Origin of the sequence: Streptomyces sp. Edi2, assembly GCF_040253635.1 — a bacterium.
Classification (GTDB): Bacteria; Actinomycetota; Actinomycetes; order Streptomycetales; family Streptomycetaceae; genus Streptomyces.
In genome coordinates this window covers 2985332-3007907 of the sequence record NZ_JBEJGX010000003.1, presented here as the reverse complement: position 1 = coordinate 3007907, position 22576 = coordinate 2985332, and the positions used below count along the sequence as shown (strand labels likewise).

Here is a 22576-nt window from a genome sequence, read left to right as displayed (position 1 = left end):
GCTGGGTGCAGTACGGGCGATGGCGCCCCCGGCAGGACTCGAACCTGCGGCCAAGTGCTTAGAAGGCACCTGCTCTATCCACTGAGCTACGGGGGCCGGGTGTGGGCGTGGATCACGGACCGCGGACAAGGATAGAGGTCCGGGTGCCTCGTCCCGGTTGCTTCACCTGCGTGGCACGTTGTGGAGGTTCGGTGAAGCGGTCCCGATAATCGCAGGCAGGTACGAATCCTGCATCGCTTTTGGCGTCCCGTGCGGCGGGTGTTGTGCACTCGTTATGCCTGCGTCTCGCTTGTCGCGAGCGTCCCATGGGTCACTCATCCCGTTCTGTGTGGGTTCTTGCGGCGCGCACAAGGGGTTATACGCTTCAAAAACCCAACGAAATTGGGCATTCTGCACATGTGGCGACCTTGGACGTACGACCCCGGCTGATCGACGCACTGTCCGTTCTGCGCAATCGCGTCGACGCCGCACGCTTTCCCCTGCCACTTCGGGGTGCGGCCCGGGCCCGGCGCAACCGGGCCGAGCTGCTGGCCCAGCTCGATGACTATGTGATTCCCCGCCTGCGTTCTCCTCAGGCACCGCTGCTCGCGGTGATCGGCGGATCGACCGGGGCGGGCAAGTCCACGCTGGTGAATTCGCTGGTGGGGCGGCGGGTCTCGGAGGCGGGGGTGCTGCGGCCGACGACGCGTACGCCGGTGTTGGTCTGTCATCCCGATGATCTCCATTGGTTTGCAGGGCCGCGTGTGCTGCCGCAGCTCGCCCGGGTGTGGGTTCCTGAGCAGGACGACGGTGGTGAGGACGAGTACGCGGCGGGTGGTGACGGCCTGGGCCGGGGTGGAGACGTCCTGGGCCGGGGTGGAGACGCTCTGGGCCGGGGTGGCTACGGGGTACACGGTGGGGGCGGAGTCGTCGGAGGGGCCGGATTGGCCGGGGGCTATGGCTACGCGGGCGAGGGGCGGGGGGCCGGCGGTGGCGCGGTCGGGGGTGCCGCCGGTGAGGGTGCCGCCGGGGGCGGCTATGGGGGCGGAGGCGACGGGGCGTACGGGGGCGGGGGATACGGCGGCGGGGCGTTTGAAGGTGTGGGGAGTGGCAGGGGCGCCGGTCCGGGCGTGGGGCTTGGTGGGGCACCGGGTGCGGGTGCGGCGGGGGGTGGGGGTGAGGCGGGGCTGTTCACGGTGCGGATCGAGACGGATCGGGCGCTGCCCAGCGGGCTGGCGTTGCTGGACGCCCCGGACATCGATTCGCTGGTCGCCCGCAACCGGGAGCTGGCCGCGGAGCTGATCTGCGCGGCGGATGTGTGGGTGCTGGTCACCACGGCCGCCCGGTACGCGGATGCGGTGCCCTGGCATCTGCTGCGTACGGCCAAGGAGTACGACGTCACGTTGGTGACGGTGCTCGACCGGGTGCCGCATCAGATCGCCACGGACATTTCCGGCCGGTACGCGGAACTTCTCCAGCGCGCCGGTCTCGGCCATGTCCCGCGGTTCACCATTCCCGAGCTGCCCGAGTCGGCCGGCGGCGGGAGCGGGCTGCTGCCCGCCACGGCCGTGGCGGCGCTGCGGGGCTGGCTGGAGCGGCATGCCCAGGACCCCGTGGCCCGCACCGCCGCAGCGGACCGTACGGCCGCCGGGGTGATCGCGTCGCTGCGCAGCCGGCTGCCCGCGCTGGCCGGGGCCGCCGCCGCTCAGCACGCCGCGGCGCTGCGGCTGGCCGGCCGGGTCGAGGAGGCGTACGAGCGGGCCGCGGAGCGGGTACGGCAGGAGGTCGCGGTTGGTGAGGTGCTGTCCGGGGACGCCCGGGCCCACTGGCGTGACCATGGGCTCGACGGCCGGTCGGACGAACTGCTCGACGCGTTGACCGACGGGCTGACCTCGCTGCTGACCTGTGCCGTGGAGGAGGCCGATGAGCGGGCCGCGCGTGCCTGGCGGCAGGATCCCGCGGCCACCGAGGTCCCGATGTCGGCCGCCGCGGACGCGACCGGCGCGGGCGGACGGCTCGGCGTGATCGTCCGGCGCTGGCGGCGCTGTCTGGAGGAGCTGGCCGAGGAGGAGACCCGTGAGGCGCGTGCCGGGCAGGCCGGTGAACGGGCGGGGTCGGTGGAGCCGGAGGAATCGGCGGCGCTGTTGGCCACCGCCTTGCTCGGGGGCCGACGGGCCCGTACGGCGGGCGAGAACCTTGCCGACCTCTTGGGGGCCCAGACCGCGCTGCGGCTCTGCGACCGCGGTGCCCGGCTCCTGTCCACGTACGTGGAGCGCGCCCTGGACGGTGAGCGCGAGCGGCGGCTGGCACCGCTGGACCAGCTGACCGTGCCGCTGGACCAGCAGGCGGAGCTGATCGCCGCGCTGTCCGTGGTGCAGAGGGAACGGGAGGAGGAGTCGGAGAGGCGGAAGCGGCCGCGGGCGCGGGACGAGGACGCGAGGGAGATGGAGCGGGCGATGGAGATGGAGAAGGAGGAGGTGTCGGGGTGAGTGATTCCGAGGCGGCGGTCGGTTCCGGGGAGAGCTCGGGGAAGAGGCGGGAGGCGGGGGAGGGGGAGATCCGGGGGAACAAGGAGGCCCAGGAGATGCAGGAGAGGCAGGGGGAGGGTGTGGCTTCGGGGGAGTGGGTGACGTCGATGGATCTGGGGGCCCCGGGGGTCTCGGGGGCTTCAGAGGTTTCGGGGCAGCAGGCGCGGTCGGTGGTGTCGGAGGCGTCAGAGGCGTCAGAGGCGTCAGAGGCGTCAGAGGCGTCAGAGGCGTGCGAGGTGGGGGTGGAGTCCGCTAATGCTGTGGGGCCGGTGGAGGCTGTGCGGGAGCGGGAGCGGGAGCGGGAGCGGGAGCGGGAGACCTGCGTGGGGGACGAGCTGGTGGTGAGGGCGGCTGTGGTGGGTGGGGCGTGGGATGACGGGTTGATTGCGCGGCGGGCGCGGGATGTGGGGGTGCCCAGGCCACTGGTGCGGCAGGTGGGGAATGAGGAGCGGGTGGAGATGCCTGTGGCGGCAGGTGTGGCGTCGTCGGGTGCGTCGGGTCGGAGCCATGTGCCGTCCGACGTGCGGGCGTATGGCGCGTCACATGCTGGGGCATGGACCGCATATCGTGCCGGGGCCCGCGCCGACGCCTGTGCCGGGGCCCGTGGTGACCGCCGTGGTGACATCTGTGGTGACGCCCGTGGTGAGGCGATGGTGCAGCCGCGTTCGCCGGCGGGTGTGGAGAGCGGGGACGGGGGCGCGTACCGGTGGGTGGCGGGCGGCGGGCGGCGCGCCCTCGGGGGTGGGCTGCGCGGGCGGCTGGATGCCTTGCGGGAGTTGATCGCGCTGTCCCGGTCCCGGCTGGACGGGCGGGCGCTGGAGGGTGCGGGGCGGGTGCTGGAGACGGCGGACGAGCGCTACCGGCTGTCCGGTGAGCACACCGTCGTCGCCATCGCGGGGGCGACCGGCAGCGGTAAGTCGTCGCTGTTCAATGCGCTGGCCGGGGCGAACCGTTCCCAGGTCGGGCCGCGGCGGCCGACGACCGCGGAGCCGGTGGCCTGTGTCTGGCCGGGCAGCCGGTCGGGCGCGGAGGGGCTGCTGCACCGGCTGGGCGTGCCCGCGCACCGGCGGCACGCCCCGGCGGACGGTAGCTCAGAGCTGCACGGACTCATCCTGGTCGACCTGCCCGACCACGACTCCTCGGCCACCGAGCACCGCGCTCAGGTGGACCGGATGCTGGAGCTGGTGGACGCGGTGATCTGGGTGGTGGACCCGGAGAAGTACGCGGATGCGGTGCTGCACGAGCGCTATCTGCGCCCGTTGGCGGGCTACGCCGAGGTCATGTTCGTCGTCCTCAACCAGGTGGACCGGCTGCCCGGGGACGCCGCCGACCAGGTGGTCGACGATCTGCGCAGGCTGCTGGACGAGGACGGGCTGGCCCTCGGCGAACACGGGGAGCCCGGGGCGGCGGTACTCGCGCTGTCCGCCGCGACCGGCAGGGGCGTGGGGGAACTGCGGGAGGCGCTGGGCCAGTTCGTTGCCGAGCGGGGAGCGGCGGACCGGCGGCTGGCGGCGGACGTGGATGCGGCCGCCGAGCGGTTGCGGTCCGTATATGCGGCACAGAGCCGGGTCGGGCTGACCGAGCAGGCCAGGGCGGAGTTCGACGACCGGCTGGCGGAGGCGGTCGGGGCGGTGGCCACGGGCCGCGCGGCGGAACGGGACTGGCTGCGGTACGCGGAGCGCGCGTGCGGGTCGCCGTGGGCGCGGGTGCGGGGGTGGCGGGGGAGCCGGTGGGGGATCCGGGGCTCCGGGGTGGGGACAACGGGCGCAGGGGCTTTCGGGGGAGGGCCGACGGGGGCGGGGCCGACGGGCGCGGTGGCGATGGGCGCCGGGCGGGCGGAGGCGGGGCGCACGGATGCAGGGCGGGCCGGTGTCGGTCGGGCGGGTGCTCGTCCGGCAGCTCGTTCGGCCGCTCGTCGGGCCGCTCCGTGGCGTCACGGCGTGCGGTGGGGTCTGGCGGGGCGGCAGGGGGCGTCAGGTGAGCTGCCGATGGCCGGTGGTGCGGCGGGCGGTGCGGCCGGTGGGGGAGGGGAGTCGGCGGTCGACGGCCGGGCGGCGGCGCGGCCCGTGGTGGAGCAGGCCGTCCGCACGGTGGCTGCTGAGGCGGCGCAGGGATTGCCGGCGCCCTGGGCCCAGGCGGTGCGGGAGGCAGCGGACCGGGGGGCGTACGGGCTGCCGGAGGCGTTGGACAAGGTGGCGGCGGATGCCGAGGAGTCGCTGCGGGGTGGGCCGGGGGTGAAGCCGCGATGGTGGAAGGTTGCCGCCTCGCTGCAGGGACTGCTGTCCGTACTCCAAGTCGTCGGTGTGCTGTGGTTGCTGGGCGCGGTCACGGGGGCGGGTGGGGCGACGGCATGGGTATCCGGGCTGCTGCCCGCGCTTGTCGGCTCGGTGGGCGGACCGGCGCTGGCGTGGCTGTGCCGGGTGGTGGCACGCGGCCCGGCCAGGCGCTACGGGCAGGACGCCGAGCGTCGGCTGCGGAGTGCGGCGGCCGGGTGCGGACGGGCGCGGGTCCTGGAACCGGTCGCGGCCGAACTGTTGCGCTATCGCGAGGTACGGGAGCAGTACGCGGTGGCGTCGGGCGCCTGAGGGCGGGGGCGTGGCGGGTGGGGTCGGGATGGTGGCGCGGGACGGGCGGGTGTCTGAGTGGTGCTGCATGGTGGCGGCGCCTGATGCCGGGCGCGTGAAGGGTGTTGCGTTGCCTCGGGCTCGGTGGCGACTGAGTCCGGCGGCTGTGCCTGATGGCTATTGCCTGGCGGGGGTGGGTGGCGGCTCCGGCCTGGCGGGGGTGCCTGACGGCTTTGGCCTGGCGGCGGTGCTTGGTGGCTGTTGCGGGGCGGTTGGCACGTGACGGTGGGCGCGGGACTGTGGGCAGGGACGGCGGATTCCCTCTCCCGGGTGGCCGAGTTGTCCACAGTCGGTTGACCGTCCACAGGCCGCCGCGGCGCCCGCCGAATCCGTGCAGCATGAGGTCAACGCAGCGCGAGCGGCACATGACGGAAGCGAGCGCATGACGCGGGGGAGGCGTGTTCCGTGAACGAGACGATGGTGACGCTGGTGGGGAATGCCGCAACGGCGGTGGAGCACCGGCAGACGACGGCGGGTGTGACGGTGGCCAGGTTCCGGCTGGCGGCGACATCCCGCCGGTGGGACAGGGCGCAGGAGCGCTGGACCGACGGGGGGACGAGCTTCTACACGGTCCGGTCGTGGCGCGCGCTCGCCGACAATGTCGCGGCGTCGGTGGCGGTGGGGGAACCACTCGTCGTCCAGGGGCGCTTGCGGCTGCGGGAAGGGGAGCAGCCGCCTGAGCGGGGCGGGCAGCGCTGGTTCTCGGCGGAGGTCGACGCCGTGGCGATCGGCCACGATCTCGCGCGCGGCACCGCCGCCTTCCGGAGAGTCGTCCGGCCGCCGCGTACGGACGCCGACCACGGGCCGCCCCCGTCATCGGCGCCGCACTCCTCGCCCTCGTCGCGGCAAGGCGCTCCCGGACAACAAGAGCCCGGGGAAGAGATGTTGCCGGCCGGCCGGACACCGCCGAGCGCCGCCGGGTCACCGGCAGAACCAACAGAATCAACAGAGGCAACAGAACCGACAGAGGGGGAACTGCCGGCGGCCGGGGAAGGGCCGGTGGCCGTAGAGGTGCCGGCGGCCAGGGACGCACCGGCGGCTGGAGAGGCGCTGACAGCGGCGGACGGAGACACATCGACACCAGCGGCGACACCGGCGGCTGTCCAGGCCCAGGCCGACGCACGGACGCTCGCCAGGAAACCGGCACCGGCGACGGAACCCGCCGAGAAACCGGCACTCGCCAAGAGGCCTGCACCCGCAAGGGGACCTGCCAAGAGACCTGCACCCGCAGAGGGACCCGCCAAGAGACCGGTGTCCGCCAGGAGACCTGCGCTCGCCACGAGACCGGCGCCCGCCAAGCCACAGTCACCCGCCAAGCCACAGCCGCCTACCAAGTCACGGCCACCCGCCAAGAGGCCGCCGACCGACGTGATTTCGCCACCGCCCGAGCTCCCGGAAGCGTCCGTTCCGTCAGCCTCGGCTGCAGCCTGTTCGCCCGAGAAGGTCGCTGTGTCCTGAAAAGTTCCGGGGATTTGTCGATAATGGTGGGTCAGGGTGCCCGTTGTCGGTAACGATTGCGATTCGGATCGCTTATGGGATGCCATTACTGGGGACCCTGATGCGCCTGCTCCATAAGATCCGACAAGTACTCACGGGGGCTGACGTGTTCGGCTGTTGAGTTCTTTGGGATCTTTCCGGCGAGGCATCCTCTCCCACTCGACCGCCTCGCCCAGAGGGGAAATTCATGCTTTCGATGAAGAGGCGGGGCGCAGCTCGCCTTGCCGCCGCGGTCGTGGCCTCGGGCCTGGTCGCGGCGGGTGCGATAGCCACCGCGGGCACTGCCGCGGCGGATGACACGACCCCCACGCACGGGGGTGCCACCGCCACGCTCGGCGGTCTGAAGACCTTCGACCAGGCGGTCGTGCACAACGACGGAGGGGACCAGCGCGTAGGCGCGGGCCTCTTCGAGATGGCGGTCGACAACGGCGGCACGCTCCAGACGTACTGCATCGACATCCACAACCCGACGCAGCAGCAGGCGAAGTACCAGGAAGTGCCCTGGAGCGCCTCGTCGCTGCACAACAACGGGGACGCGGGCAAGATCCGCTGGATTCTGCAGAACTCGTACCCGCAGGTGAACGACCTGGCCACGCTCGCCTCCAAGGCCGGCGCCGGGAACCTCACCGAGAAGACCGCCGCGGCCGGCACCCAGGTCGCGATCTGGCGCTTCTCCGACCACGTCAAGGTGGACGCGGTCGACCCGGCGGCCGAGAAGCTTGCCGACTACCTCGAGAAGAACGCACAGAACGTCGGTGAGCCCAAGGCGTCGCTGACCCTGGACCCGCCGGCGGTGTCCGGCAAGTCCGGCAGCAAGCTCGGCCCGGTCACCGTGCACACCAACGCCGACAGCGTCACGATCTCCCCCGCCGCCGGTGTGCCGGCCGGTGTGAAGGTCGTCGGCAAGGACGGCAAGCCGGTCACCAGCGCCGCCGACGGCACCCAGCTGTTCTTCGACGTGCCCAAGGGCGCCGCCGACGGCAGCACCTCGCTGACCGCGCAGGCCGCCACCAAGGTCCCGGTCGGCCGTGCCTTCACCGGCATCGGTGAGCACGCCAAGAGCCAGACCCAGATCCTGGCCGGTTCCAGCGAGTCCACGGTCTCCGCGGCCGCCACGGTCTCCTGGAAGAAGCAGGGCGCCATCCCGGCGATCACCGCCGAGAAGAACTGCGCCAAGGGCGGCGTGGACGTCACGGCGGCCAACAAGGGCGATGAGGCCTTCCGCTTCCAGCTCTCCGGCAAGAACTACGAGATCGCCCCGGGCAAGTCGCAGACCGTGACCGTCCCGGTGTCCGAGGACCAGCCGTACAACATCACCATCAAGGGTGAGGGCGGCTTCAAGAAGTCCTTCTCCGGCGTCCTGGACTGCAAGACCGCCGGCAGCGGCGGCGGCAAGCCCTCCAGCAAGCCCAGCCCGGCCTCGGTCGGCGGCAGCACGGGCGGCGACAAGGGCGGCGACCTCGCCGAGACCGGTTCCAGCAACGCCACCCCGATGATCGCGGGCGTCGCGGTCGTCCTCGTCGTGGTCGGCGGCGCCGCGGTGTTCTTCCTCCGCAAGAAGAAGACCGGCACCCCGGCTCAGTGACACCCGGCTCAGTGACACCCGGCTCAGTGACACCCGGCTCGGTGACCCCCGGCGTCCGGTGATACCTGGCCGGAACCGGTGAGAGCCGGCGAGCAGTGGCCATCGGCGCCGCTCGGGCACCTCAGGTGAGCGAGCGGCCGCCGGTCGGCCGGCAACAAGGCCCCGGAGCGCAACGGCGCTCCGGGGCCTTGCTGCGTCCGGGCCCCGGGCAACTCCCTCCCGCAGGGAAGCCCCGGCCTCGTCCCCGCCCCGGCCCTGGCCCCTGCCCCGCCCGGCCCTGGCCCCGCCCGGCCCTGGCCCCGCCTGGCCCTGGCCCCGCCCGGCCCCGGCCCCGAACGCCGGCCGCGGAAGAAGGCCCGCCGCACGGCGATCAAAAGCGGTCAATGCTGACAGACGGCAACCGGGCGGACACCGCGTCGTAGCGGGTCGGGCGCTGAGCAGGGGCGCTCTGACCTACTCGTTTCCGCCAGAGCACGGGCGTACGGCAAGATGGGTGTATCTGCCCTTCCCATGGTCACGGCGTATGACGGCCCTGGGGCGGTGGCGCACAGACCCTGATCCATCCAAATCTGCCGGACGGTTTCTCTTGGCTGAGTACATCTACACGATGCGCAAGGCGCGCAAGGCGCACGGCGACAAGGTCATCCTCGATGACGTCTCGCTGAGCTTCCTGCCGGGCGCAAAGATCGGTGTCGTGGGTCCCAACGGCGCCGGTAAGTCCACGGTGCTGAAGATCATGGCCGGTCTTGAGCAGCCGTCGAACGGTGACGCGTTCCTCTCCCCGGGCTACACCGTCGGCATGCTCCTGCAGGAGCCGCCGCTGGACGAGTCCAAGACGGTGCTGCAGAACGTGCAGGACGGCGCCGCCGAGACCATGGGCAAGCTCCACCGCTTCAACGAGGTCGCCGAGCTCATGGCGACCGACTACTCCGACGCGCTGATGGAGGAGATGGGCAAGCTCCAGGAGGACCTTGACCACGCCAACGCGTGGGACCTGGACACCCAGCTGGAGCAGGCCATGGACGCGCTGGGCTGCCCGCCCGGCGACTGGCCGGTCACCAACCTCTCCGGTGGTGAGCGCCGCCGCGTCGCGCTGTGCAAGCTGCTGCTGGAAGCCCCCGACCTGCTGCTCCTCGACGAGCCCACCAACCACCTGGACGCCGAGTCCGTGCAGTGGCTGGAGCAGCACCTCGCGAAGTACCCCGGCACCGTCGTCGCCGTCACCCACGACCGGTACTTCCTCGACCACGTCGCCCAGTGGATCTGTGAGGTCGACCGCGGCCGCCTGCACGGCTACGAGGGCAACTACTCCAAGTACCTGGAGACCAAGGAGACCCGTCTCAAGGTCGAGGGCCAGAAGGACGCCAAGCGTGCCAAGCGTCTGAAGGAAGAGCTGGAGTGGGTCCGCTCCAACGCCAAGGGGCGGCAGGCCAAGTCCAAGTCGCGACTGGCCCGTTACGAGGAAATGGCCGCCGAGGCCGACAAGATGCGGAAGCTGGACTTCGAGGAGATCCAGATCCCGCCGGGCCCGCGTCTGGGCAATGTCGTCGTCGAGGTCGACAAGCTCAACAAGGCCTTCGGCGAGAAGGTCCTGATCGAGAACCTGAGCTTCACGCTGCCGCGCAACGGCATCGTCGGCGTCATCGGCCCGAACGGCGCCGGCAAGACCACGCTGTTCAAGATGCTCCAGGGTCTGGAGACCCCGGACTCCGGCGACATCAAGGTCGGCGAGACCGTCAAGATCTCCTACGTCGACCAGAGCCGCGAGAACATCGACCCCAAGAAGACCCTGTGGGCCGTGGTCTCCGACGAGCTCGACTACATCAACGTCGGCCAGGTCGAGATGCCCTCGCGCGCCTATGTGTCCGCGTTCGGCTTCAAGGGCCCGGACCAGCAGAAGCCGGCCGGGGTGCTCTCCGGTGGTGAGCGCAACCGCCTCAACCTGGCGCTCACCCTCAAGCAGGGCGGCAACCTGCTGCTCCTCGACGAGCCGACCAACGACCTCGACGTCGAGACCCTGTCCTCGCTGGAGAACGCGCTCCTGGAGTTCCCGGGCTGCGCCGTGGTCGTCTCCCACGACCGCTGGTTCCTGGACCGCGTCGCCACGCACATCCTGGCGTACGAGGGCGAATCCCGGTGGTTCTGGTTCGAGGGCAACTTCGAGTCGTACGAGAAGAACAAGATCGAGCGCCTCGGTGCGGACGCGGCCCGCCCGCACCGCGCCACGTACAAGAAGCTGACCCGGGGCTGACCGCCGTGCGTTACCTCTACTCCTGCCCCCTGCGCTGGTCGGACATGGACGCGTTCGGCCATGTCAACAACGCGGTGTTCGTCCGCTACCTCGAAGAGGCGCGGATCGACTTCATGCGCCGGCTGGCGCCGGAGGGCGGCAGTCCGTCGTTCACGGGCGGCTCGGTCGTCGCCCGGCACGAGATCGACTATGTGCGGCCGCTGGTGCACCGGCCCGCCCCGGTGACCGTCGAACTGTGGGTGACGAAGATCAGCGCCGCGTCGATGACGGTCGGCTACGAGGTCAAGGACGAGGACGCGCTCTACCTGCGCGCCTCGACCGTCGTCGTCCCGTACAACTTCACCGAGGAGCGCCCGCGCCGCCTCACCGCGGAGGAGAAGGCGATCCTCAAGGAGTATCTGGACGACGCGTCACACCAGACGTCACACCAGACGTCGCACCCGAAGGGGACCGCCGCGGTATGACGGCGCTTCACCTGGCCGACGCGGGGGAGGCGGCGGATCTCGCCGCCTTCCTTGCCCGGCTGATCCACTACGACAAGGCCGCCGCGGTACGCCTCCAGGCCGGCGGCGGGGTGCTTGCCGTCTTCGGCCGCCCGCCGTCCTTCGAGGTGCTGGCGATCCGCACCGCCCGGCTCGCCGGGAACGGCACCGCGGACGCCGGAAACGGCACTCCGGACGCCGGGGACAGCGCTGCGCACGCCGCGCACACCGCTGTGGACGCCACCGTCTCGGCCGGTGAACTCCTCGACGGCATCGAGGAGCCGGCGGGCGTGGTGACCGTGCCCGCCGCGGTGACCGGTCCGCCGTGGACGGGGCTGCTGCCGCCGCGCGGCGGCTGGCAGCGGGTGCCGGGACTGCCCGCGCCCGAGGCACTGCTGCGTGCGGTGGCCGGTGCGGTCGCCGAATTCCGGGCCCGTGACGAGGCGTTGCCGCCGCAGCACCGCACCCGCAGCGAACGGGACCGTATCGGCCGGGAGATCTGGTCGCGGACCCTCGGCGACACCCATCTTCCGCTGCGTGCCGCCCATGCCGCGCAGTCGCTGGGCTTTCTCCGGCCGGCGCGGGCGGGTGCGCTCGTGGGGAGCGGTACGTCTTCCGGCGCCGCTGCCCCCGGCCCCGTACCGCAGCCCCAGCCGCTGAGCCTGCTGTCCTCGGGCGGCTGGCTGCGGCTGAGCACCCCGTACGGGTCGATCGCCGTACGGACCGGGGGCCCGGAAGGGCTGACCGGACTCTCGGGGCTCACCGTCACGCCTGCCTGACCAGGCGGTGAGGCGGACCGGCGCGCGCCGGAGCGGACCACCGACGCGTGCCGGCGCGAGCGGACCGTGGAACGCATCACACCCGGACTCACACAGCCGGGCGGCGTGCGTCAGGCCGTGTGGGTCCGCGCCGGCACGCGTACGGCCGTGTCAGTCCGCGGCGTTGATCATCGAGGCGGCCGCGTACGTCAGGTAGTTCCACAGCTGCGTGGCGTGGGCCTCGGACAGGTCGAGGGAGTCCACCGCGTCCCGCATGTGGCGCAGCCAGGCGTCGTGGGCGGCCCGGTCGACGGTGAAGGGGGCGTGCCGCATCCGCAGCCGCGGGTGTCCGCGCCCGTCGCTGTACGTACGGGGGCCGCCCCAGTACTGCATGAGGAAGAGCGCAAGCCGCTCCTCGGCCGGGCCCAGGTCCTCCTCCGGGTACATCGGCCGCAGCAGCGGGTCCTCGGCGACTCCCTGGTAGAAGCGGTGCACCAGGCGCCGGAAGGTCTCCTCGCCACCGACCTGTTCGTAGAAGGTCTGCTCCTCGAGCGTGCCGCGTGGAATCTTGTTCACCCGTCCATGGTGGCAGACGCCCCGGCCGAGGACTTCGGTCGTAGGACGGAGAGACCGGTCACGGCCGGACCGCGACCGCAGTGCGGCCGGAAATGCGGCCGGGGCGTGACCGGTTGATCACGCCCCGGGGGCGCCCGGTGGCCTGCGGCGGGTCAGCCGCGGCGGACGGTCAGCGTCGTCCAGGCACCGACATGCACCCGGTCGCCCTCATGGAGCGGTACCGGCACATAGGGCTGGATGGGGTCCTCGGCGAGGTTGACCGTCGTGCCGTTGGTGGAGTTCTGGTCCACCACCGCCCAGCTGCCGTCCTGCTGCTGCACCAGCAGCGCGTGCTGGTGCGAGACGCCCGGGTCCTCCGGCGTGCTGCCCAGATCGATGTCCGGGGCCTCACCGGTGCTGTTCCGGCGGCGGCCGACCGCGATCTGTCCGTTGGCGAGCGGGAGCACCTGCTCGGGGGAGTACGAGGGCAGATTGAGCCCCGCCGCCTCCGGGCCGCTGCGGCCCATCATCGCCATGAAGTACTCGCGGTCCGGCGCGATCGCCACCACCCAGCCGTTGCCGACGACCGGCTGCGGACCCTGCGGCGGTGCCGCGGGCCCCTGGCCGGGGCCGCCGTTCCACTGCTGGTCGGGCCCGGGCTGCTGCTGCGGCGGCATCTGCTGCTGCTCGAACGGCGCGGGCTGCTGCTGCTGCTCGTACGGGCCGGGCTGCTGCTGCTCGAACGGAGCCTGCGGCTGCTGCTGTTCGTACGGGGCCTGCGGCTGGGGCGGGAACGGCGACGGCGGCTGCTGTTCGAACGGGGCCTGCGGGCCCGGTCCGGGCGGGGCGGGTGCCATCGGCGGGGGCCCGGGCTGGGCGCTCGGCGGATTCAGCGTCCAGTCGTCGCCGCCCTGCTGCTGCTGCGGCGGGCCGGGCTGGCCGGCCGGGCCGGGGCCGGGCATGCCGGGGTAGCCACCGGGGCCGGGCTGGTCAGGGAAACCGCCCGGGCCGGGCTGGTCGGGAAAATTGCCGGGGCCGGGCTGACCGGGGCCGCCGGGGCCCGGCTGACCCGGGAAGCCGCCGGGGCCGCCGGGGGGCATGCCGTGCTGCTGCGGGGGCTGGGGCTGGGGCTGCTGCGGGGGCGGGAAGCCGTAGCCGTCCTGGCCACCCTGCGGCCCGGGTGCGGGCGGGGGGAAGCCATAGCCGCCCTGGCCGCCCTGCGGGCCCGGCTGCGGCGGCGCGTAGGACGTGGGGGAGTTGGTGAGGAAGTTGTAGCGGCAGCCCTCACAGAACGGCGCCATCGCCTCACGCGGGGTACCGCACTGAGGGCAGGTCTCGGACTGGCCGGGCTGCCCGGACGGACCGGGCTGCCCGGGGCCGCCCTGGGGGCCCGGCGCGGGGGGCGGGAAGCCGTAGCCGCCCTGGCCGCCCTGACCACCCTGGGTGCCGGGGCCGGGAGCCGCGGGGCCGGGGGCGGGCGGCGGGAAACCGTAGCCGTCCTGGCCGCCCTGGGGGCCGGGGCCGCCGGGGCCGGGAGCGGGGGGCGGGAAACCGTAGCCGTCCTGGCCGCCCTGGGGGCCGGGTGCCGGGGGCGGGAAGCCGTAGCCGCCCTGGCTGTCCTGGCCGCCCTGGCCGTCCGGTGCGCCGGGGCCGCCGAAGCCGGGGCCGGGGCCGCCGGGCGGCGGGCCGGGCTGGCCGGGGGGCGGGCCGGGCTGTCCAGGGGGCGGGCCGGGCTGTCCGGGCGGCGGGCCGGGCGGCGTGTTCAGGAATCCTGCAGGCAAGGAGGGCGACGGGGGCACAGCGCCCGCCATCCGCTGGCCGCACACCTCGCACCAGTCTTCGGCCACCGACTGGTGGCCGCTCGGGCAGGTCGGCATGTCGGTTCTTCCCCCTCCGTACCGATGTGCTGCGGTGGAACTGCTCGGTACTGATCGTGGCTAATTCTTCATGCGAACGGTTTTCGTCGAGCGCGTCTCGAGAGTCATCTCGTCCGCTTCGGCGACCTTCGCCTTCAGTCGCACAGTACCGGTCGCCGCATCGACGACGTCCACCACCTTCGCAAGCAGTTTCGCAGTCTCCTCGTTGCCCGAGACGCCTGCCAGCTGCACCGCACGGCCCAGTTTCGCCATGGCGCCGTCGGTATCACCCGACTTGCGGGCATCCAGGCCCTGCTGGATGACATATGCCAGTTCCGCCTGTCCTGTGTAGTGCGCGACCTGCGGATTGATCGATGTGGAAGCGGTCACATCGTCCGTCCACACGGCGCGTACGAGCCCCTGCGCCAGGGGGCGCGGCGGGGTGGCGGACGGGGCAGGGCCGTCCGGCGCGGAGATGATCAACGAGACGCGGCAGGCGAGCATTTCCTGGCCGACGGCGGCTGCGGGGACCCGCAGGCAGAGGTGGTAGTCGCGGGACTCGTCGCCCCAGGAGCCGGTCGGATAGTCCCCCGACCGCGGGCCCGCATCCCGGCGCCGACCGGTCAGCTCCGCCACGGCGGGCGCCACCTGCCTGACGAAGACGGTCTCGGCGCCCAGCGGGGTCCACAGCCGCAGGGCGACATCGGCGATCTCCTTGCCCATCGCCTTCTCCATCAGCTGCGTGAAGTCGGTGGTGAGGTGCGCCGGGTCGGCGACGATATCGGCGGTGCCGAGCAGCGCCGAGGCGATCCCGGTGACCTCCTTGACCTCCCAGTCCGTGCCGACGCCGCGGGCGTCGCAGGTGAACGAGCCGGCGCAGGCGTCCAGGACGGCGCGCAGCTCCTGCGATGACTCGTGTTCATTGCGGCCGTCGGTGAGCAGAACGGCGTGCCGGATACCCACCTCGGCGTCCGACAGCAGCCGGCCGGTCAGCCGCAGCCAGGTCCCGATGGCCGTACCGCCGCCCGCGCTCAGCTTCCGCAGGGCCTCCTTCGCCCGTGCGCGGGTTGCCGCACCGGCTACGGCCAGCCGGCCGCCGCCGGGGAAGATCTCGGCGGCCCGGTGTGTTCCGGCCACCACCGCGAAGCGGGCGCCGTCGCGCACGGTGTCGATGGCGGCGGCCGTCGCCGCACGAGCGCCGCGCATCTTCTCCGGGGGATGGTCCATCGACCCGGAGCAGTCCACCATGATCACCACGCCGGCGTCCGGCCCGCCGGTGCCCACCGCACGGACCGGCCGGCCCCCGGTCGTGCCGCCCCCGGTAGCGGTGACCGTCACGATGGCGTGCACCTCGCGCCCGCCTTCGGGCAGGCAGGGGTTCTGGTACACCTCGGTACAGAAGCGCGGCACGCGGGACTTGGTGAAGTTGGCCATCCGTTCCGCTCCTTGAGACGCCGTAACCGGTCGATCGGGGCCGAGGCGGGGCCGTGCTGCCTCATGCGTGGTGCGGGGGTGCGTGGGGCGCGCTGTGCAGGACGCAGGGGGCGCGCCGTGCAGAGCATGTGCTGCGGGCCGGTCGTACAGAGCACGTGGTGCGGGTCGGTCTGGCAGAGCGCGTGGTGCAGGTCGTCCAGGGCGCGTGATGTGGCCTGTTCCGGCTCTGGTGTGTCCGGTTTTCGGCGGTGTGTGGGGCGCGCCGTGTTGCCACAGGGCGCGCCCGTGCTTCGTACAGGGCGCCTTGTGCGGTGCGCCCCACCGGCCGCCGGAGCGGCATCCGGACCGGCGGCCGGTGGGGCGGTGGTGAGTTGGTCAGGCCGATCCTGCCCGCCCCGCGGGGGCGGGGAACGGCACCACTGCCACCGTTACATTGTCGTGGCCGCCGCCGTCGAGGGCGTGGGTGACCAGCGTGCGGGCGCTCTCCAGCGGCCTGCTGGGCGCGTCGTACGGCAGCACCGCGGCCATCTGCTCCGCGGACTCCGCGTAGTTCCACAGCCCGTCGGTGCACACCACGACGACACCGGGCCCGTCCGGCTTGAACGTGGCGGTGTGCGGCTCGACCTCGTACGCGTCCGCCCCGAGCCAGCCGGTGATGGCGTGCGCCCGCTCGTCGGCGTTCGCCTCGGCCTCGGACATCAGGTTGTTGGCGACCATCTGGGCGGCCCAGGAGTCGTCCTCGGTGAGCCGGGCGGGCGGCGCCGTACGGTCATCGGGGATCCAGTAGGCGCGGCTGTCGCCGACCCAGCCGACGGTCAGCAGTCCGCCGCCCACCACCGCACCGACGAAGGTGCAGGCCGGGGCGTTCTGCTGACGGTGTGCGTCATGCGCCGAGGCGGGGTCGGGGGCCAGCGCGTCGACGGCGGAGGAGGCCGCCAGGATGGCCTCGTGCATGGCCTGTTGGGGATGGGTGCCTTGCGGCAGTGACGTTCGCAGCGCCTCGCCGGCGGCCTCGGACGCCGCCGTGGACGCCTCGTCCGGACGGGTCGCCGAGGAGACGCCGTCACAGACCACCGCGACCACGGCGGGGGTGCCGTCGGGGAGCGCGGCGGCGCGGAGCGCGAAGAAGTCCTCGTTGCGGTGGTGCCGGTGGCCCCGGTCGCTGACCGCCGCGATGCCCGCCAACTCGCGCTCCATGTGGTCGCGTTCACGGGGCTGGGCGTGCCCGCAGTGCTCGCAGTAGCCGTCCGGCCCCACGGCGCCGGAACGGCAGGCGGCACAGCGGGCGGCGCCGCCTGCCGCTCCGGCCACGCGCGGGTCGACGGGCGCGGCGGCGGGCGGGTCCACCGGCGGGTCCACGGGCGGCGGCGTGTCGGCCGCCGGGGCGGGACCACCGGCCACGGACGCGGGACCACCGGTCACCGGTGCGGCACCGGGCACGGGGGCGGGACCGGCCACCGGTGCGGGACCGGCCACCGAGGGGGCATGGCCAGGCACCGAGGGCGCATGGCTGGGCACCGGCGGGGCGTTGCCCGGCACCGGCGCAGGCACGGGGCCAGGCCCCGGCACCGTGCCCGCGTCCCCGTACGGGAGGCGGGCCTGCGGGTCCGGAGGAGGCGGCGGCCCGGCCGCACCCGCACTATTGGCGTGCGGCGGCCCGGCCGGACCGGGCACCCCGGGCGGCACCGGTGGCGGGGGCGGCACGGGAGGTGCGGCGGGGACGCCGTGCGCGGGCCGGGCGTCGTACGCCGGCGTCGCGGCGGGCGCCGGGAGAGCGGCGCCGCACCGCCCGCAGAAGTTGTCTCCCGGAGCCAGCGGTTCGTCGCAGCCCGGGCACCGGGACGGCTCAGTCACACCCATGTCACACCCACGTCCTGGGGCGGAAGCGGTTGGCCCGTTCCACCAGTTCGATCCTCTTCTCACCACGCTGCGCCAGCCGCGCGAGCAAGCGGTACGACCGCTCCAGGCCGAACCGCAGACCGCGCTCGTCCAGCGGGCAGCCGAGCAGCGACGGCCGCTCGGCCACGCCCGCCGGACCGTCCGGCCCGGCACCGTGGCCCCCGGAGAGTACCCAGTCCAGGGCGCTGCCCAGTACCTCGGTGGTGAGTTGTTCCCTTCGTTCGGCGTCCAGACCGAAGTCCGCAAGCGCCTCGACCTGTTCGGCGGCCGCCCGCAGGTCCGCCGTCAGCGGATCGCGCGGCGGGCGCCCCCGCAGCCGGGCGCGGACCGCCGCGATCCGTGCCGCGATGTAGTGGATGGACGACTCGGGGACGGACTCCAGCGCCCCGACCGCGCCCGCGCGGTCGCCCGCCGCCAGCCGTACCCGTGCCAGTCCGAACGCCGCGCTGACGTAACTGCGGTCGGTCGCCCACACCAGGCGGTAGTACTCCACGGCGTTGTCCAGCTGGTCCAGCAGCTCCGCACAGATCCCCAGCGCCAGCTTCGGCGCCGGCTCACCGGGGAAGGCATCGTAGACAGCATCGAAGGCCAGCGCGGCGCCCTCGCGGTCACCGGTCGTCAGCGACACCAGGCCGCGATGCCACACCACCCGCCAGTCCGCGCCCCGGGTGCCGGGCCCGCCGCCGTCACGCCCCGCCGCGGCCCACTCCGCGGCGGCCCACTCCCCGGCGGCCCACTCCCCGGCGGGCTCCGCCGCCATCTCCTCCAGCGCCCGCTGCGCCGCCGCGCCGTCACCCGTCTCCAGACGGGCGCGCAGCGCACGCAGCCGGACCTCCAGGGAGTCGGCCGGCGCCGAGCGCAGCGCGTCCAGCAGTTCGGCGGGCGCGGCGGCCAGCAACCCCGCCAGCAGCCCGGCGTGGGGGTCGTCCGGATCCACCCGCGGCACCGGCAGGGCCAGGGCGGCGCCGGCGACGTCCAGGGGGCGCAGCGCGGGGCCTGCGGATGCTGGTGCCGCGGGGCGTGCCGGCGCCGCCCCCCGACCCCGCGCCCCCCGAGCGCCCAGCAGCGAACTGTCGCCCTCCGCCGCCGCCATCAGCTCCGTGTCGACCACCCGGAGTTCGGGCCCGAACAGCGGGGACAGCGCGGGCCGCGGCTCGCCCGTCTGGAGCGCCACCACCTCCCGCAGTACGCCCGTCAGCTGCTCGGCCATCTCCTCCGCCGAGGCGAATCTGCGCGCCCGGTCCGGGTCCGTGGCGCGCACCAGCAGCCGGTAGAACGACTCGTAGGCGCGGAACACCTCGATGTGGTCCGGATCGGGCAGGGAGTCCGCGAAGACGTTCGTATAGCCCTGGAAGTCGAAGGTGAGGACCGCGAGGGTGCGGGCGACGGTGTAGAGGTCGGAGGAGACCGACGGGCCCAGCGCGGCGATCTCCGGCGCCTGATAGCCGATCGTGCCGTAGACCGGGCTGCGGTGGTCGTCCATCCCGCGCACCGCGCCCATGTCGATCAGCTTGAGCCGGTCGTGCTGCTGGATGGCGTTGTCGACCTTGAAGTCGCAGTAGAGGTAGCCGCGGCGGTGCAGGTGGCCCAGCGCCTCCAGCGCCTCGATGCCGTACGCACAGGCCTGTTCGACCGGCAGCGGATCGCGCCTGCCCTGGGGCGTGCGCCGGTCGTTGGCGAGCTCCTTGAGCGACTTGCCGCCGACGTACTCCATGACGATGTAGCCGTCGAGGCTGCCCGTCGCCCGGTCGAGGTGTTCCACGAAGTTGTAGATCCGCACGATGTTGGCGTGCTCGATCTCGGCGAGGAAGCGCCGCTCGGACACCGCCACCGCCAGCGCCTCCTCGTCGCCGGTGTCCAGCAGTCCCTTGAGGACCACCCACCGGTCGGAGACCGCATGGTCCGTCGCCAGATAGATCCAGCCGAGCCCGCCGTGCGCCAGACAGCCCGCGACCTCGTACTGGCCGTGCACCATGTCGCCGGGCCGCAGCTTGGGCACGAAGCTGTACGGGTGGCCGCACTTGATGCAGAAGCCTTCCGTGGTGCCCGGCTGCTCACCGCGCGCCCGGCCCACCGGCGCACCGCAGTCCGTACGGCTGCAGAACCGCTTCCGCTCCGGGACCTCCGGATGCTCCAGCACCGCCGCACGCGGATCGGGCCGCGGCACCTCCGGCACCGTCACCAGCCCCGCGCCCAGCCGTCCCCGCGCCGCCCCGGACGAGGAGCCGCTGCCCGCACCGCGCACCGACACCGCTGCCATACCGCGCTCCGGCCCCCTGCCGGACACCGCGCGCGAGTGCCGCCCGGGCACCGAGCGCCGCGAGGGCGAGGAACGGGCGGTGCGGGTGCCGGGGCCGGAACCGGAACCTGGGCCGGAATCGGGGCCGGAACCGGGGCCGGGGGAGGGGACCGTCAGCAGCGCCCCCGCCGCCTCGCGGCCCGTCGTGCCGTCCGTGAGCGCCCGGCTCGTCAGGCCCGTGGGCGGCGAGGACAGCAGGCCGTCCGGCGAGACCACCGGCGCCAGCCCGCACAGGTCGCAGTACAGCTCGCCGCCGCCGACATCCTCATAGCTGCCCGCGCACTCCCGCCGCTGGCAGCGCTCGTCGGCCCGCTCCGTCACGAATCCCCCCTGCCCTCCCGCTGTTGCACGGCCAATGCCTCCGCCGCCGCCTGCTGATAGCGCCACACCGCCTGCTCGGCTGCCCGCAGATCACACGGCCCACTCCACAGCATCCGCCGCGCCAGGTCGTAGCGTTCGGTCAGCAGCGGATCCTGAGCCAAACCGTGACGTGCCAGCTTCGCCTTGTACGCATCCAGCCGGCCGCGCAGCTCGGCCCGTACCGCCAGCGGCGCGGTCACCGCCGTCAGCGACTCGCGGGCCCGCAGGAGTTCGTCCTCCGCCCGCTCCTCCAGACTGTCCAGCAGCGGCGAGAGCCGGTGCCACTGCGACCGTCTTCGGTAGTCGGCGGCCGCGGCCAGCTGTTCGTGCAGCGCCGTCGACGGGCCGCTGACCGCCGGCACCTCCGACGCGGCGATCTTCGCCAGCACCTCGCCGCGGGCCTGCCGCGCCTCGGTCAGCGTGCGGTCCGCCCGCGACAGCACGTCCCGCAGCTGCATCAGCCGCCGCTCCGCGTCCTGCCGCACATCCAGCACCGCCGCCACCTCACGCCGGATGTCCTCCAGCGCACGGGCCGCACGGTCGTAGCGCGTGGTGTCCGGGCGGCCGCCGCCCGGCGCCGAACTCCCCGTCGACGACGACACCCAGAACGCCAGCGGATCCGCGATCACCCGCTCCCGCAGCCGCAGCAGCTCGTCCGTGATCCGCTCCAGGTCGTCGCCGGCCGGATGCTCACCGGGGCGCACGCCCACCGAATGCGCCAGCGAACGCGTCCGCTGCAACTCGGCCGACAGCAGGTCTATCCGGGCCGGCAGCGCCGACCAGACCGCATCGGCGGCGACGATGACGTCCAGCGACTGCGCGTACAGCCCGTTCACCCGCTCGACCAGCTCCTCCAGACCGAACCGTTCACCCGTGAGGGCCGGGCCGTCCGGCCCGCCGCCGCCGGACGCGGCCGCAGCCGGCACCGTCACCCCGTCGCCGAACAGCAGCCCGGTCAGCTCCGCCAGGTCCTCCGGGGACGGCCGGCGCCGCCGGGCCCGCAGCTCACGCGCCTGCTCCAGCGCCGCCGTATACGCGTCGAACAGCGTCCACAGGACCGTGATGGACCGCTCCGCCGCGGCCCAGCGCTCCTTGGTGGTGCCGGCCAGACCGGCGCCCTCCAGCAGCCGGCGGCCCGCGTGATCCTGCAACGCGAGCAGCGACGTCTCGATCGCCTCGTACTCGGCACCGAGCCGCGCCAGCGCGCGGTCCACCTCCTCCTGGCCCGGCACCGGGGCATCGGGCTCCCCCGGCGAACCGGGGAAGGGCCTGGGGACCCCCATCGATCACCTCTCCAATACACGTACGGTGCACGGCGTTTGCCGCGGCCGGGCGGCCGCTGCGGTCTGCTCCTCCCACGACCTCTTCCATAGTGACGGCATCCGGCCCTCCCGGGGCGATCAGTGGCACTACTCCGCTCCTTGGAGCGATCAGTCGCCGTACTCCGGCGCGGGCGGTCCCGATATGCCCGGCAGATCGGCCTTCAGCCACTTGCGGTACGCCCGCATCCAGGCGCTGTGCTCGCCGCCGCCCCGGTAGTCGTCCAGGACCTTGTTCACCCGCCGCACCAGATCCGGGTCGTCCTTGTTCATCGCCACGCCGTACGACTCGTCCGTGAACGGCGCGCCCTTCAGCTCCACCCTCGGGTCCTGCGCCGCCTGCGCCGCCGCCAGCGCGCTGTCCGTGACCACCGCATCCGCCTGGCCCAGCTGCAGCCGCACCAGACAGTCGAGTTGGCTGGGCACCGTCAGCACCTGCGCGCCGTGCGGCCGCGCCCGCAGCGCCGTCTCCCCCGTCGAACCCGCCGCCGTGCACACCCGCCGGCCCCGCAGCGAATCGTCGAAGGCCTTGATCGTCGAGTCGATCGGGGCCAGCACCTGCTGCCCCGCCTGGAAGTACGAGGTCGAGAACGCCACCTGTCGCTTGCGGGCACAGTTGATCGTCATCGTCCGCACCACCATGTCCACCGCACGCTTCTGCAGCGCCGGGATCCGCTGGTTGGTCGGCACCGTCTTGAAGACCACAGGGGGATGCGGGCCCAGGATGTCCTCGGCGATCGCCCACGCCAGATCGATGTCGAAACCCTCCAGCGTGCCGGTGGAGGGATTGCGGTACCCCCACCGGTAGGTGTTCTGGTCCACCCCGACGACCAGCTGACCCCGCGCCTTGATCCGCCGCACCGCCGCACCGTCGTCCGGCGAAGGGCGCAGGCTCTCCGCGGCGTTGCGCGCCGTGCACGGCGCGGCGGCAGGTGTGGCCGGCGCCGCCCCCGGGCCGTACGCCCGGTGTGCCGCCGCGGACGAGGAGACGTGGCCGGGGCCGTGCCGGGGATGCCCGGCGTCGCCGCCCAGCGCCGGCACCAGCACGGCGGCGACCATAGCCATCACGCCCATCCCGGACGCGACCGGCGCAAGGACGGCACGCAGATTCACCAGGTCTCGCGCGTGCACCCGCATGCCCCTCTCACCT

General features: G+C 73.3%; 14 protein-coding genes and 1 tRNA gene. 7 read left to right on the top strand and 8 right to left on the bottom strand.

Annotated elements, in window-relative coordinates; translation table 11 throughout:
* Window positions 1-20 precede the first annotated feature (20 nt).
* A tRNA-Arg gene (locus ABR737_RS16680) sits at window positions 21-96 on the bottom strand.
* Window positions 97-398: 302 nt separating this feature from the next.
* On the opposite strand from ABR737_RS16680, the gene ABR737_RS16675 reads away from it, so the two are divergent.
* From ABR737_RS16675 to ABR737_RS16645, 7 genes are all read left to right on the top strand, one after another.
* Window positions 399-2468, top strand: a complete 2070-nt coding sequence (locus ABR737_RS16675; RefSeq protein ID WP_350250955.1) for a GTPase domain-containing protein — start codon at window positions 399-401, stop codon at window positions 2466-2468.
* Window positions 2469-3157: 689 nt separating this feature from the next.
* A complete protein-coding gene (locus ABR737_RS16670) occupies window positions 3158-5092 on the top strand; it encodes a GTPase (RefSeq protein ID WP_350250954.1) in 1935 nt (644 codons plus the stop codon).
* A 456-nt stretch (window positions 5093-5548) separates the two neighbouring features.
* A complete protein-coding gene (locus tag ABR737_RS16665; protein WP_350256808.1) occupies window positions 5549-6589 on the top strand; it encodes a single-stranded DNA-binding protein in 1041 nt (346 codons plus the stop codon).
* A 226-nt stretch (window positions 6590-6815) separates the two neighbouring features.
* Window positions 6816-8213 (top strand): Cys-Gln thioester bond-forming surface protein, encoded by a 1398-nt coding sequence (locus ABR737_RS16660; RefSeq protein ID WP_350250953.1) that lies wholly within the window; start codon window positions 6816-6818, stop codon window positions 8211-8213.
* A 586-nt stretch (window positions 8214-8799) separates the two neighbouring features.
* Entirely contained in the window at window positions 8800-10464 is a 1665-nt protein-coding gene (gene ettA / locus ABR737_RS16655) for an energy-dependent translational throttle protein EttA (protein WP_350250952.1), read from the top strand.
* Between the two features lie 5 nt (window positions 10465-10469).
* A complete protein-coding gene (locus ABR737_RS16650) occupies window positions 10470-10928 on the top strand; it encodes an acyl-CoA thioesterase (RefSeq protein WP_350250951.1) in 459 nt (152 codons plus the stop codon).
* Window positions 10925-11725, top strand: a complete 801-nt coding sequence (locus tag ABR737_RS16645; protein ID WP_350250950.1) for a DUF8185 domain-containing protein — start codon at window positions 10925-10927, stop codon at window positions 11723-11725. Before ABR737_RS16650 ends, ABR737_RS16645 begins: the two co-directional genes overlap by 4 nt.
* 150 nt (window positions 11726-11875) lie before the next feature.
* Here the strand turns inward: ABR737_RS16645 and ABR737_RS16640 are convergent, their stop codons facing one another.
* The 7 genes from ABR737_RS16640 to ABR737_RS16610 form a co-directional block, all read right to left on the bottom strand.
* Complete coding sequence (locus ABR737_RS16640; RefSeq protein ID WP_030082224.1) at window positions 11876-12280, bottom strand: globin; 405 nt, start codon at window positions 12278-12280, stop codon at window positions 11876-11878.
* Window positions 12281-12432: 152 nt separating this feature from the next.
* The gene (locus ABR737_RS16635; RefSeq protein WP_350250949.1) at window positions 12433-14136 is read right to left on the bottom strand and encodes an FHA domain-containing protein; all 1704 of its coding nucleotides are present in this window, start codon (window positions 14134-14136) and stop codon (window positions 12433-12435) included.
* A gap of 60 nt (window positions 14137-14196) precedes the next feature.
* Window positions 14197-15549 (bottom strand): vWA domain-containing protein, encoded by a 1353-nt coding sequence (locus ABR737_RS16630; RefSeq protein WP_350250948.1) that lies wholly within the window; start codon window positions 15547-15549, stop codon window positions 14197-14199.
* Between the two features lie 375 nt (window positions 15550-15924).
* Window positions 15925-17409: a protein phosphatase 2C domain-containing protein gene (locus tag ABR737_RS16625; RefSeq protein ID WP_350250947.1), complete on the bottom strand. Its 1485-nt coding sequence runs from the start codon at window positions 17407-17409 to the stop codon at window positions 15925-15927.
* A 1-nt stretch (window position 17410) separates the two neighbouring features.
* Window positions 17411-20068 carry a serine/threonine-protein kinase gene (locus ABR737_RS16620; protein WP_350250946.1) on the bottom strand — a complete coding sequence of 886 codons (2658 nt, stop codon included), beginning with the start codon at window positions 20066-20068 and terminating at the stop codon, window positions 17411-17413.
* Window positions 20065-21390 carry a coiled-coil domain-containing protein gene (locus ABR737_RS16615; protein WP_350250945.1) on the bottom strand — a complete coding sequence of 442 codons (1326 nt, stop codon included), beginning with the start codon at window positions 21388-21390 and terminating at the stop codon, window positions 20065-20067. Before ABR737_RS16615 ends, ABR737_RS16620 begins: the two co-directional genes overlap by 4 nt.
* A gap of 147 nt (window positions 21391-21537) precedes the next feature.
* Window positions 21538-22563 carry a glutamate ABC transporter substrate-binding protein gene (locus ABR737_RS16610; protein ID WP_350250944.1) on the bottom strand — a complete coding sequence of 342 codons (1026 nt, stop codon included), beginning with the start codon at window positions 22561-22563 and terminating at the stop codon, window positions 21538-21540.
* Window positions 22564-22576 lie beyond the last annotated feature (13 nt).